The following is a 13,715-nucleotide window of genomic DNA, read 5'->3' on the forward strand; positions in this document are numbered from 1 at the left end:
AAGATCAACCCCCTGCAGTTTATGAAAGTGCCTGGTTCATGAGGCACGCTACCGTCTAGGAAACTGGGGTCTATTCAAATAGCTCTAAATCAGTTATCGCTGATACATAAAAATTACCGCATCGACTACCATCTTCTGAGCTATCAGTGATCGCGTAGGAATATGATTTGTTTTATATTTACCTACTTGTATATTCATCCGCCCGGCCTGATGAATTCCTACACTCACGCTACCCCGTTTCCTAATATGCCCCTCATTTACTTCTGAAATGGTAAAGCAATTAAACGGGCCAATGACGCCACATTTTCTGCGGCAATACAGCTGAAATGATTTCCTTCAATATGAGTTACTTTCATTGTCCCTAAACAGATCTCACGCCAAAACGCTAATGTCTGACTATCAATTCCTGGCGCGAAATCATAACCTTGCTGAGGTAGCAAAAAACGAATATCACCCAAATAAGGTGTGGGCGTGAAGCGCCCAGAGAGAAAGCTTTGGCGAAAGACGGTAAAAAGCTCCATAGCCTTCTCCACCGGCATAGTTTGCCCAATGTGACGTGCCTTAGCAGCAACATAACATTCAAATCGTTGACGGCGAGTTTGGGTGTTCAACGTTCTAAACAGTTCGCCTACCTGATCCAAGTTTCCCCCGTTACCTATCGTACCTAACGAATCCATGGGGATGACCCCATTATTAGCTTCAATAACCTGCATAAAACCCTGAACCAATAGGCTGCTATTTATGGCACCTAATTCTAACTGCTCTATTGAGATACTCAGATTGGGCAGAAACAACATTTCGATCATCAATTCATCGTGGACTTCAAAGCGCACCGGATGACTGCTGACTAACACCAAGTCCAGGATGTTAACGCCACGGTCTTTTAAACGTCGGGCAACTTCAACGGCATAAAGCCCTCCCAGACAGTACCCTAAAAGTTGGAGCTGTTGATATCCGGCAGCAAGTAAGAAGGTGGCATAATCATCCGCAATTCGTTCAACCAACCTTTCTGTATCTAGAGCACAATATTTCTTATCGTCAGCGACGCTAATACCGATCACCGCCCCCACAGATTGCTCAGCCATTTCCGTCAATAACGGTTGGAAGCTGTCCATTGAACCTAAACCCGCGTGAAAGACTATGCGGGTAACATCGGTATTACCTCCTCCATAGTGATAAAATATGCCGTTACTTCGAAAGGGTTTAGTATTTTCTCCGCCAATAGCAGTGTGCTGATGGCCAATATTCATTGCCGACATTTTGGGGTAATGCCAAATAAATTCTGCCAGTGCTTCAATGGTTGGTTGATTTAGCATTAGATATAACAATGCATCAAAAGGGATCTCGTCAACACCATATGGCGCTCCTTTTAGCTGTTCACGCATTCTCCTGGCCATCCGCGCCATAATCAGAGAATCGGCCCCCATTTCATACAGATTCTGCGATTGTGTCAGTTGCGTCACCCCTAACGCATTTCTCCACATTTCAGCCAGCTTGTTATTTAATAGATTCGCATTACCCGATGTCGTTGGCTGGCGTTGATAATGTTGCCACGCAGCCATTTGCCACCGACGTAATTGTTTGCGATCCAGCTTACTGTTGGCGGTTACTGGTAATTTATCCACTATTTGCCACTGCTCCGGAATCATATAATCAGGAAGCCGCATCCGAAGAAAGGCACCGATCTGAGTCACTGTAAGAAAAGCACGCTGAGTTTTTAACCGCGCGGCAAATATATGCTGCCCCAAAGAAAACAGCGGATGCGACGATTCGGGTAAGCAAATAACTTCTCCGTCGGTATAGTTAGCAAGCCGGGTCAGCCAGTCGTTTCGGTTTAAATAAGCGGCCTGAGAACGTGATAACCCCGTTTTGCTCTTCATCATAAAAGCCTGTGAAGCCAGTATCCACGGATGTTCCTGCGTGGATTCAGCCAGGATTAGCCAGGCGCCCGGCGCTGCCAGCTCAATCAATTGGCATAAGGCCTCCTCCAGATGACTGATGTTTCCCAGCACGCCATCGACTAGCACAATGTCAAACCCATTTGGCTGTAGCCCCTGACTGCGGTAATCCTGTTCAATATCGAATCGGGTGAATGAGATATCGGGAAAACTACCGAAATTTGCGCGTGCTTCCGAAAGGAAAAAGGTGGATATGTCGGTGAACAGATAATCAACGGAATAGTTACGAAAAATCGATAATACTGCCTGAGTCATCGAACCACTTCCTGCGCCGACCTCAAGTATTCGTAAACGTCGATTAGATAAACGATCTGACGCAATATTGCCGATTAGATCACGCACCGTATCATTGAGATACTGCGCCATCATATTTTCGCAATACAATGCCTGAACGACAGCCATATTGCCCTGTGGTAGCAACAGGTTTTTGGCATCCAGCGTCCCCTTCAATAGCGCCGGTAAGCTGTCAGCACAACGTTTCAGATAGCCAAGAAACTCCGAGTTGGCCAGAACGTTATTCCATAAACATTCAGCTTTTCGCCAGCGATGATGCCCCTCATTTTGATTTATTCGGTTAGCCAGCATGACGGAACCATCAGAGTTTTTTAGTAACCATTTTTCAGTTAATAGCACCGCAAACCATCGTTCTATGAGCCAATAGAAATCGGGGGAGATCGCACTATCACCTATCCATTGTTCTGTCTTTTCCCTGTCATTTAGCGCAAATAGCCCTAACTGTAATAGAGCCGAACGCATTGAGTCCAACATAGCCTCGTTGAGTGACTCTAACGCAGCAACAACTTGAGAAGCGGTGTATTCATATAAGATATGTTTAGTGCGGTACTCCAACCTATTTCGTCGCTCAAGGTTAAAGTGTATTGGTATCGGATCAGGCTGAACGGTGGATTGGCGTGTTTCTACTGCGGCAAAGAGTGAAATATGACCTTCAAACTCGCTGATCGCCACCCCAGCGGCGGCTACGCCTGGATGCTGACACAGTACCGATTCAATTTCACCCAGCTCAATGCGTTGTCCGTTGATTTTGGTTTGGCAGTCTTCACGCCCCAGAAACTCAATTTCGCCTCCTGGAAGATAGCGCCCAAAGTCGCCACTGCGAAACAACCGAGAATGTGTTTCCTTATGGGTTATAAAGCGCTGGGATGTTGTGAATTCATCCCCTATATAGCCTATCGCTACCCCGTCACCACCGATATAAATCTCACCTTTACTCCAAACCGGGCAATCATGCGTGTTCTCATCCAGAACGTGCAATCTCTGATTGGCTAAAGGAAAACCGTACGGAATACTGCGCCACCCCGGTTGAGCGCCTTGATAACAATGATAGTTTGACCAAATCGCGGCTTCCGTCGCCCCACCCAATACAACCAGTTGAAGCTGTGGGAACCGAGCCTTTAGGGCGTCAGGTAAACCAGGCCGCACCCAGTCGCCGGATACTAATGCCAAACGCCAAGCTGGCATACGAATCGGTGGCATACTGGTTAAATAAGTCTCCAGCATTTGGATCATTGCTGGAACCGTATTCCATAGCGTGATGCTATGTTTGAGCATTAATTCAACCCAATGAGCCGGGTCAGATGCGGATGCACGATGAGATCGCGGATAAACCAAGGAGCCTCCAACAGAAAGCAGGCCGAGTGCATCATAAATCGAGAGGTCAAAATCCAAATGAGCCAAGCCCAACACTCGATCCTGAGAGGAAACTTTAAACTTGCGGTTAATATCCAATATGGTATTTAGCGCGGAACGATGAGATACCGTTACGCCCTTGGGTTGCCCCGAGGAGCCTGATGTATAAATGACATAAGCTGGCGATTCTGACGTTATTGTCGGAACCATGATGTCATGACACTGAGATTTAAGACGATCAATATCTACCCGTTTCAATTCTGCAGGCCAACGCATGGTCATCTCTGACGTGGTCAATACCAGCCTGCATCCGGCATCTTTAAGGATGAAAAAACGGCGTACTTCCGGTTGCCCTACATCAATTGGGACATAAACAGCACCCACGGAAAAAATGCCTAATAACGCCGATATCTGTTCCGCACCTTTATTCATCACCACCGCAACGCATTCACCGCTACGACATCCTAACAGTTGCAAACGATTCGCCACCGCCCTGGCTCGTTCAGCCAATTCGCCATAGCTAACTGATTGTTGTGAATCGATAACAGCTGCGGCTCCCGGCGTTCGTTCAGCCTGCTGAAATATGGCCTGATGCAACAGCTTCGAGGTGATTTTCATCATGGTACTGTTGGCTTTTTGCCGTTCTTTTCGCTGCCATGCCGGAAGCGGTAGCTGATATTTTTGCCGCCAGAGACCAACGGAATCAACGAGCCCAAGCAACAACTCGGTGAAGACGTCAAACATGTCATCCGCCATTCCCATAGGAAATATTCCCTCACGGATATCCCAGTTAATCTGTAATCCGTGCGCGTCATCTGCCGCTTGGCAATCAATAAATACCTGAGGTGCCTGCGTGATACCGCGCCCATCCAAACGACCATCGCTACTCAGCAAAGAGTTATAATCCCTTAGCCCAATTGCGCTGGTGAATACAACCGGCATGAGCGCGGCCCCTCGCCCTTTCTGCCTAACCAACTCCCGCAACACCTCAATGCCTGAAAATAGACGATGATCCAGATTAGCAAAAAGCTGTGCGCTGATAGCGGCGGCCTGTTGCGCAAAAGAACTATCTGACTGCCAGTCAACGGGAAATAGACTGACGGATGTAAAATTTCCAACGACCTGCTCTATTTGCGGATAGGCAGCCAAACGATTTAGCACCGTTAAGCTCAGGCAAAACTTTTTGTTCAGACTCCAACGCGCAATAACCGCAGAGAAAGCGGTTAATATAATGGAGGTAGGACTTAACCCGTGTGCCGTTGCATGCTGCTTTAAATCCAGCCAGTCCTCATTATCAAGCCTCAGATGACGCCGCCGAAAACGGGCATTCTCAGGTTGAGGAAGATGTTCGGCGCGCGGCAACTCAGGGGCAGAGGGGAAATTAGCCAAGCTTTGCAACCAATATTGCCGATCGCGACTGTACGTTGGGCTACCGCGCAACTTCCGCTCTGCTAGTAAATAATCCCGGAAAGTGACATCTATCGGATCTAAGGCTTTGTCAGGTTGGGCATACAGTCCTTCAAATTCAGCTAAAAGAAGGCAAATACTGGACCAATCGGCCATTAATAAATCCACCGACAAATGTAATACGCTGTATTCAGCAGTTCGGCTGATTCTTATTTCAAACAGTGGCCACTGTTGCGGATCGTATTTCTTGTGGCTGAGTTCAGCTCGTATTCGATCCAACGCGGTTTGCGCTTGCGCGCTCGTAAGGTTCCTCATATCCCCACAGGGAATGGTAAAAAAGGGAACCTTAGATAAAATCCGCTGACTGTCGCTGGCTTCCATCACGACTCGCAGCATATCATGCCGCGCAATGAGCTGATTCCAAACGTTTTCCGTTCTTGTAGCAACTAAATCTGGATAGGTGACCTCCAGATAGACGTGGCACCCAATGCCGCCGTAGCCATAAACATTTTCACGCCCTAAAAGATAATTGGCCTGCACATCTGTCAGAGGAAAAGGCTGGTAACGCTCAGCGGTATTTTCAAGCAGAATGAATTTATCCCGTTCTGCCAACAACTGGTTTAATAACAATAGCTTGGCTGCTCGTAACGATTTCAAATCCGCTGGCGTCAGTGAACCTTCAGGTGCCCGATAGTGCAACTCTCCATCTTCCTCCCACAGCACGAGCCCCGCAGCTCGCAACCGAGAAAGCAATACCGCCGCAGTGTCATCTGATGCCATATGATTCCCTCTGATTAAAAATCCTTTATTGTTCATTCATTAACTGGGCGAATATTTGTATCATCCCGATTGGTTCATTGCGCCCTCTCCGTTAACGACGCCCCTAGTTACGCCAGATAAATCAATTTTCCCTCAGTGCTGGACAGCTAAAATGACACCGCATAAACGGTAAGCGTCTGGTATATTCCCCCAACCATGTGGTGATGATTTGAAATCACAAGATGAATATCCGTAAGTGCAATAGCAATAATAGGAAAAGTTAATAGTTAAAAAAACATATCTAAAGCGACTCCCCTGGTGCGCCATTACACGGATGGACTTATTACAAAAAATTAAAATGCTGATTATACTTCACAATAGTTTTAGAGATTTTCGACAAACAAAAAAACGAAAGTAAACTTCAAGAAAATCTCATCATGACCCAACAAACAATTGAAGCGTTACATATCAACATATCACCTGAACATAAAAAAACAAATATTAATTATCATGTACTGGACGTTAACCATTTCTTAGCCATAAAAATAAAAGGATGGTAATTCTAATAAAAAACATTATCCATAAATAATTCATTATTAATAACTAGGTATTTATATCTATTTAACCGTCGGGAAAAGTCGTCACTGACATCAGGGAACGCCTGATAGAGAATCAATTACAGTTAACAAACCGACTCCGCTATCCCACTGAAAGATATTAAATAATAAAAAAAGCAAACACCTAAAACACTAACACTCGCTAGTGAGCTAATATGGCGAACACATCGCCCGTTATTAATCTTATTAAGCCGCGAGTAAATAGCTGTCAATTTCATCAATCAAAATGAAAACTCCCCTACTAAACAGACATTAAATGACACCATCGAAGATTAAAAAATGTAGATATAAAAATGCACAATGAAAAACGTCATCGGAATTTCTTTATATTATTAGATACCGATAAACACATGAAATATTAAAGCTCTTCATGTTAATAACATAAATCATCATTGCCCAACAAAGGGAGCCCCCCCTTTATTGGTGCGTGTAAATATCATTCAAAAAACATACCCGTTGATTATCAAACTAAACTGCGGATAATAAATCAACCCAAATTAGCTGGCTATTCGCGACCAGGGGACGCAATTGTCCCCCTCTAATCATTGGCGTCCACCAACAACCCTGTTGATGAGATAACCGGCGGCTTTCCTCGTGTTGAATCTGCCAATCACCGCGAACCACATACACCACACCGGCACGACTGACGGGCAATGGCTGCGCACCAGAAATGATGCAGACATCCGCGCGCCAGCAGCCTCTTCGCGTCATGATATTAAAATCCTGACTGTTACCTCCGAGCAATGTCGCCTCCAGCGCAATATCCCCCGGGAACGAGAATGGCTGTAAAGATTGAGCGAGTTCGTGATCAATATGACCCTCTGCGCTAAATAACCTGACTCCGTCACCCGCCAATAAGGTTATCGAACGTTCAACCTCAGGAAAGGTGGAGAACGGCCCGTTTTGTTCAATGGTCGCAATGCTGGCTCGCCAGCCAAAATCCTCGCCACCTACCGGCCAGCAGGCAATTTCACGGGTTTCTCCCCCGCCATTGCGCCAGCGACTCACGGGTAAACTGGCATAATCAAAAAATGTCAGACTCATTAAGAAGCCTCCCGCAGGCAGTCTTTCAGCACCGCCAAAAATGCCTGAGCGCTCAGCTGCTGTAACGGATGGAAACCGCCAATAATCACCGGCTTACCACCTACGTACACATCGCGGATCTGCGATTTATCACCGGCAAAAAGCCAGCGATTCAGTAACGACGATGAAGGTGTGCCGGCAATGTAAGGATCGTCACCGTCCAACACCAACCAATCGGCTCGATAGCCGACCGCCAATGCTCCAATTTGGGTACCGCAGGCCTGCGCACCGCCGGATAACGCCTGGCTATACAGCAAATCAGCCACCGCCGGTTGCTCAGGGCTGGTCAAGCGATTACGCCGCTGATCTCGTAGCCGCTGCCCATATTCCAGCCAGCGCAGTTCTTCCACCACATTGAGTGAAACGTGACTATCGGAACCAATTCCCCAGCGCCCATGATGTTGAATGTATTCAACCCCCGGGAAAATACCGTCGCCCAGATTGGCCTCTGTGGTTGGGCAAAGCCCCGCTACTGCATGACTGGCAGCCAGCGCGGATAATTCGTCATTATCCAGATGAGTGGCATGCACCAGACACCAGCGGCTATCTACCGGTAAATGATTATATAACCAAGCCACGGGTCGTTGACCGCTCCATGCCAGACAGTCATTCACCTCTTTTTGCTGCTCAGCGATATGAATATGCACCGGCAACTGTTTATCCGACACGGCCAGTATTTGCTGCATTTGCTCCAACTCTACCGCTCGCAGCGAATGAAAACATAACCCTTGATTTTGTAGTGGTTGATGCCGTATCTGTTGGGCAATTTTCTGCTGTTGCTGCAAATAACTCTCTACATCCTGAATAAAGCGCCTTTGACCGGGCTGCGCGGGCTGCCCGCCAAATCCGGCGTAGCGATACAACACAGGTAACAGCGTCATGCCAATCCCGGCTTGTTCCGCAGCCTGACTGAGTTGCCCGGTCATTTCCCCGCTATCTGCGTAAGGTTTACCATCCGGGGCATGGTGCAAATAATGGAACTCAGCCACCTGAGTGTAACCGCCCTTCAGCATCTCAATGTACAGCTGACGGGCAATAATACCGACCTGCTCAGGGGTCAGACGCTGGACTAATCGGTACATTAAATCGCGCCATGTCCAGAAGCTATCCTGCGGATCTCCGGCAATTTCAGCCAGCCCCGACATCATGCGCTGAAAAGCGTGGGAATGAAGATTAGGCATACCGGGCAGGATTGGCCCGCCTAGCAGCAGGCAGCCAGCGTCGCGTCCACCGGTGATAATTTGCGAAATATGCCCCTGTGCGTCGACCTCCAAACGAACATCCGTGGCCCATCCGTCGGGTAAAAAAGCGCGTTTGGCAAAATATGCAGGCATAGTGAATCCCAAGGTTGTGATGACACTCAAACGCGCCGAGACACAGTCGCGTCAATAAATTAATTCGCTTACTTGTATATACATATACATACGCTAAATTCAACCGTAGACTTATCTTATTATTATTTCTTTGACGAGGTTAACGCCGTGGCTGAACAACAGTGCCTATTACAACTCACCAGCGTTATGGATGACGCTCCTGCCCCTATTTATCTGAGGGTTAAACAGGCCATCATTCGGCAAATCCGTTCTGGCGCTTGGCAACCCCATCAGCGCGTTCCCTCAGAAAGTGAATTAGTGGCGGAATTAGGCGTTAGCCGCATGACCATCAACCGCGCGTTACGGGAACTCACCAGTGAGGGTTTTCTGGTTCGAATGCAAGGCGTGGGCACCTTCGTGGCCGAAGCCAAGGCACACAGTGCATTGCTGGCCGTACACAATATTGCTGATGAAATTGCCGCGCGCGGGCATCGCCACAGCAGCAAAATTCTACTGCTGGAAGCTCGTCCCGCTACGGAGGAAGAAGCAATCGCCTTGGGCATTCTGGCCGGACAGCAGCTGTTCTACTCCCAGATTGTTCACTTTGAGAACGATATTCCGGTGCAGGTAGAAAATCGCTGCGTCAACCCGCTGACCGCTCCCGATTATATGCAGCAAGATTTTAGCCGCATCACACCCTACAGCTATCTGACGCAGGCCGCGCCATTGACCGAAGGCGAGCATATTGTCGAGGCCGTCATGCCGGGGCCGGTAGAACGTAAGTTACTGGCGTTAAATGAAAATGAGCCATGTTTATTGATTCGCCGTCGTACCTGGTTCGGCAAAGCCGTAGTCACTTCCGCTCAACTGCTGTACCCCGGTTCCCGCTATCAACTATTTGGTCGTTTTACACCACAGGGAACCCTAACATCCTGATAACAAATTAAAGGTGTGATAGCGCAAATTGCTGCATGTTGCCGGTTGCTGACCTTGGATTTATAGGCTAGGTTGTCTTTGATTGTATATACAACTGTATCGCCCCGCGGGGCGGAGGATAAAGATGGCGTCTGTAATTTACTGCGACAGCTTGTGGTCTGGAGCCGATATCGTCACTATGCGCGGCGGCCACTATCACACTATTAGCGACGGTGTGATTGCCGTTCATGATGGGAAAATTATCTGGATTGGCACGCGCGCCGCTTTGCCTGCCGTGAGAGCCTCGCGGGAAATGACTTTTCCCGGCGGAATCATTACTCCCGGCTTAATTGATTGCCATACACATCTGGTTTTTGGCGGCGACCGCAGCAGCGAATTCGAACAACGCTTAAACGGCGTGAGTTATGCCGAGATCGCCGCTCAAGGCGGTGGGATTATTTCCACGGTAAATGCAACGCGACAAACCAGCGAAGATGAACTGCTGGAACAGGCGTTGTTTCGCATTAAACCGCTGCTGGCCGAAGGCGTTACCTGTCTGGAAATCAAATCCGGCTACGGTCTGAGTTTGCAAAGCGAGCTGAAAATGCTGCGGGTCGCTCGCCGGCTTGGCGAAATGCTGCCGGTCGAGGTAAAAACCACCTGTCTGGCTGCCCACGCTCTGCCGCCGGAATATGCTAATCGAGCCGACGATTATATCGATCTGGTGTGTAATACCATTATTCCGCAGGTTGCCGAAGCCGGGCTGGCCGACGCGGTTGATGCTTTTTGCGAACATTTAGCGTTTTCACCCACTCAGGTAGAGCGAGTTTTCCATGCGGCAAAAACGGCGGGTTTACCGATCAAACTCCATGCGGAGCAGCTTTCCTCATTAGGTGGCAGCACGCTGGCAGCGCGGCATCACGCTCTGTCTGCCGATCATCTGGAATACGCCACCGAGCAAGACGCACAGGCAATGGCCGCATCGGGCACTGTCGCGGTGTTGCTGCCCGGAGCCTATTACATGCTGCGAGAAACCCAGTGTCCTCCGGTAGCGCTTTTCCGTCACTATCGCGTGCCTATGGCGTTAGCCAGCGACGCTAACCCCGGCACCTCTCCGGCGCTGTCATTACGCCTGATGTTAAACATGGCCTGTACGTTATTTCGCATGACGCCGGAAGAAGCGCTGGCTGGCGTGACCTGCCACGGCGCGCAGGCGCTGGGCGTTCAGGAAACACAGGGAACTCTGGAAGTCGGCAAACTCGCCAACTGGGTACACTGGCCGTTATCTCGTCCAGCCGAATTATCTTACTGGCTGGGCGGACAGCTCCCTGCCACCGTGGTCTATCGAGGAGAGGTTCGCCCATGATCATCGCCGATCCCATCAGCTTTCACGCCGGTGAATTACCTTTATTAATCAGTATTCCCCATGCGGGAACTCGCCTGACGCCAGCGGTTGAGGCCGGGCTTAGCGATGCGGCTCGCCCGCTATCTGATACTGACTGGCATATTCCACGTCTTTATTCATTTGCTAAAGATATGGGTGCCAGTCTGTTGGCTGGCAATTATTCACGGCTGGTGATAGATCTCAACCGTCCATCCGACGATCAACCACTGTATACCACGGCAACTACCGGTCTGTTTCCCGAGACCTTGTTCGATGGCCGCCCTTGTTTTGAACCGGAACAAATACCCTCAGACAGCGAACGCCAAGGCTATCTTGAAGCTATTTGGCAGCCTTATCACCAGCAGTTACAGCAAGAGCTGGATCGACTAAAAGCTCGGTTTGGCTATGCTCTGCTGTTAGACGCACATTCTATTGCTTCGGTTATTCCTCGCCTGTTTGAAGGCCAGCTACCTGATCTGAACTGGGGAACCAACGACGGTCAGAGCTGCGCCAGCAGTTTAAGCGAACGTTTGATTGCCTGCTGTCGGCAGCAAACGACTTTCACGCATATATTGGATGGCAGATTTAAAGGTGGATATATCACCCGAGCCTATGGTCAACCGCAGTTGCAACAACACGCAGTGCAGTTGGAACTGGCTCAACTCAATTACATGTCCGAAACCGAGCCTTATGAATTCAACGTAGGTAAAGCCGAGGCATTACAGGGATTACTGAAACAACTGGTAGGCAGCATGATTCTGTGGGGGCGCCAGCAGGAAAGCGGTAGTCACTAAACATTTCTTCGAGCGCTAAACAAAAAAAAAAGCCACCCCATCAAAGGTGGCTTTTTTATCTTTCAATAAAAAAGCGGAGTTGCCCCCGCTTCTTAACTTTCACCAATTTCCGACACAGAAAAGGGTAATAATGACTGCTTTGACAACTTAGAAACGGTAAACCAACGCTGCCGCGACTACGTCGTCGGTGCCCAGACCCAGTTTGTTGTCATCGTTCAGCTGGTTGATTTGGTAGTCAACGTAGGTGTACAGGTTTTTGTTGATGTAGTAAGTCACACCGATATCAACATATTTCAACAGATCCGCATCGCCGCCAGCAACGCCAACCAGATCCTTGCCTTTAGACTGTACGTAACCCAAAGAAGGACGGATGCCGTTTTCGAACTGATACTGTGCTACCAATTCCACGTTTTGGGTTTTGGTTGCGATCACGCTGCCGTATGGCGTCATATTACGAGTTTCACCGTACATCGCAGCGATGTAAACCTTGTTAGCATCGTATTTCAACGCGGTTGCCCATGCCTGAGCTTTATCACCGGTTGCGCTGTTAGCCAGAGTTTTTTGACCTAAAGTACGGTTGGAAGAAGAGTAAGATGCCGCAGCGCCGATACCTGAACCACCGATATCCTGATAGTCAACGGACAGACCAAAACCGTCGCCGTTAGCTTTCTGAATTGCACGGCCATTGTTCGCGCCAACCAGCGTTTCGTCATTTTTACCTTGGTACTGAACGGCAACGTTCAAGCCTTCAACCAGACCGAAGAAATTGCTGTTACGGTAAGTGGCTAAACCGGTAGAACGGCCTGTCATGTTGTTGTCGGTGAAGGACATGGAATCACCGCCGAACTCAGGGAGCATATCGGTATACGCCAGCGTGTCATACACTACGCCGTAGTTACGACCGTAATCGAATGAACCGAATTCAGCAAATTTCAGACCGGCAAAGCCCAGACGGGTTTTATTGCCTTTATCACCTTGAGATTCAGCGTTGTTAGCCTGAATGTTATATTCCCACTGACCGTAACCGGTCAGTTGGCTATTAATTTGAGTTTCGCCTTTAAAACCTAAACGGACGTAAGTGAAGTCACCGTCGCTTCCTTTATCTTTGCTGAACAGATGTTTCGCAGCCACACGACCATACAGGTCAAGTTTATTACCATCTTTATTATAGATTTCAGCTGCGTTAGACAGCGATGGGATCAAGCTTAAGGAGACGGCCAGGGCCAGAACACTGCGTTTCATCATTATTTTCCTTGAATTTTATATAAATTTAACTCATCGCCATCAAATATATTTGAGCGGCCTAGTGGTTAAGTTTTAATTTTTTATAGTGACAAATAAATGTAAAGCCAAGAGACATTAGCATTAAGCGAAAAAAGATAAAATGGAAAAATTGCAGAAATATCGTCATAAACAGTTTATTAATTGTAACAAAATGTGTTTTGAGGAACTTTTATAATACACTGATTATTAATGAATTTAATGCAAACACGGATATCCAAAAGAGTGCGACCGCACCAAAATAGTGCACAAGTGTTTCTTTTTGTTTCTTTTTTATGCGGCATAGTCAACATGATGAAAAATTTGAGGCTATTGCGCCCTGCTATTGTAAACATTCAGATCAGCAAAATTATTTCTGTTCTTTGAAGCAATGCAAAAATAAATGAATGATTCACCTAAAGCCAATCCCAATAGGAAAGCGTTAATTGAGAGAAATAATAACTTTATAAATCGCATGGTTAATTAAGCAGTTAATAAAATCATCAATAACAACGTGCCACTCATGCATTATTTGATGTGATGATTATGCTAATAATGAGAATTTAAGCAGTATTAAA

General features: G+C 47.8%; 7 protein-coding genes. 3 read left to right on the top strand and 4 right to left on the bottom strand.

Annotated features, from left to right (window positions below; genetic code table 11):
- Nucleotides 1-257 precede the first annotated feature (257 nt).
- The 3 genes from DBA33_RS08145 to DBA33_RS08155 form a co-directional block, all read right to left on the bottom strand.
- Complete coding sequence (locus tag DBA33_RS08145; RefSeq protein ID WP_162975184.1) at nucleotides 258-5,792, bottom strand: non-ribosomal peptide synthetase; 5,535 nt, start codon at nucleotides 5,790-5,792, stop codon at nucleotides 258-260.
- Between the two features lie 1,064 nt (nucleotides 5,793-6,856).
- The gene (locus tag DBA33_RS08150) at nucleotides 6,857-7,432 is read right to left on the bottom strand and encodes a HutD family protein (protein WP_064513386.1); all 576 of its coding nucleotides are present in this window, start codon (nucleotides 7,430-7,432) and stop codon (nucleotides 6,857-6,859) included.
- Nucleotides 7,432-8,805, bottom strand: a complete 1,374-nt coding sequence (locus DBA33_RS08155; protein WP_120806178.1) for a formimidoylglutamate deiminase — start codon at nucleotides 8,803-8,805, stop codon at nucleotides 7,432-7,434. Before DBA33_RS08155 ends, DBA33_RS08150 begins: the two co-directional genes overlap by 1 nt.
- Nucleotides 8,806-8,952: 147 nt before the next feature.
- Between DBA33_RS08155 and hutC the strand changes: the two genes are divergently transcribed.
- The 3 genes from hutC (at nucleotide 8,953) to hutG (ending at nucleotide 11,877) form a co-directional block, all read left to right on the top strand.
- Nucleotides 8,953-9,720: a histidine utilization repressor gene (gene hutC, locus DBA33_RS08160; RefSeq protein WP_064513382.1), complete on the top strand. Its 768-nt coding sequence runs from the start codon at nucleotides 8,953-8,955 to the stop codon at nucleotides 9,718-9,720.
- 124 nt (nucleotides 9,721-9,844) lie between these two features.
- Nucleotides 9,845-11,065, top strand: a complete 1,221-nt coding sequence (gene hutI, locus DBA33_RS08165; protein ID WP_120806180.1) for an imidazolonepropionase — start codon at nucleotides 9,845-9,847, stop codon at nucleotides 11,063-11,065.
- Nucleotides 11,062-11,877 (top strand): N-formylglutamate deformylase, encoded by an 816-nt coding sequence (hutG, locus tag DBA33_RS08170; RefSeq protein ID WP_120806181.1) that lies wholly within the window; start codon nucleotides 11,062-11,064, stop codon nucleotides 11,875-11,877. The genes hutI and hutG overlap by 4 nt, the downstream gene beginning before the upstream one ends.
- A gap of 147 nt (nucleotides 11,878-12,024) precedes the next feature.
- On the opposite strand, the gene DBA33_RS08175 is transcribed toward hutG, so the two are convergent.
- Nucleotides 12,025-13,122 (bottom strand): porin, encoded by a 1,098-nt coding sequence (locus tag DBA33_RS08175; RefSeq protein ID WP_064513377.1) that lies wholly within the window; start codon nucleotides 13,120-13,122, stop codon nucleotides 12,025-12,027.
- Between the last annotated feature and the right edge of the window lie 593 nt (nucleotides 13,123-13,715).

The sequence above is a fragment of the Yersinia sp. IP36721 genome, assembly GCF_003634395.1.
Taxonomy (GTDB): Bacteria; Pseudomonadota; Gammaproteobacteria; order Enterobacterales; family Enterobacteriaceae; genus Yersinia; species Yersinia entomophaga.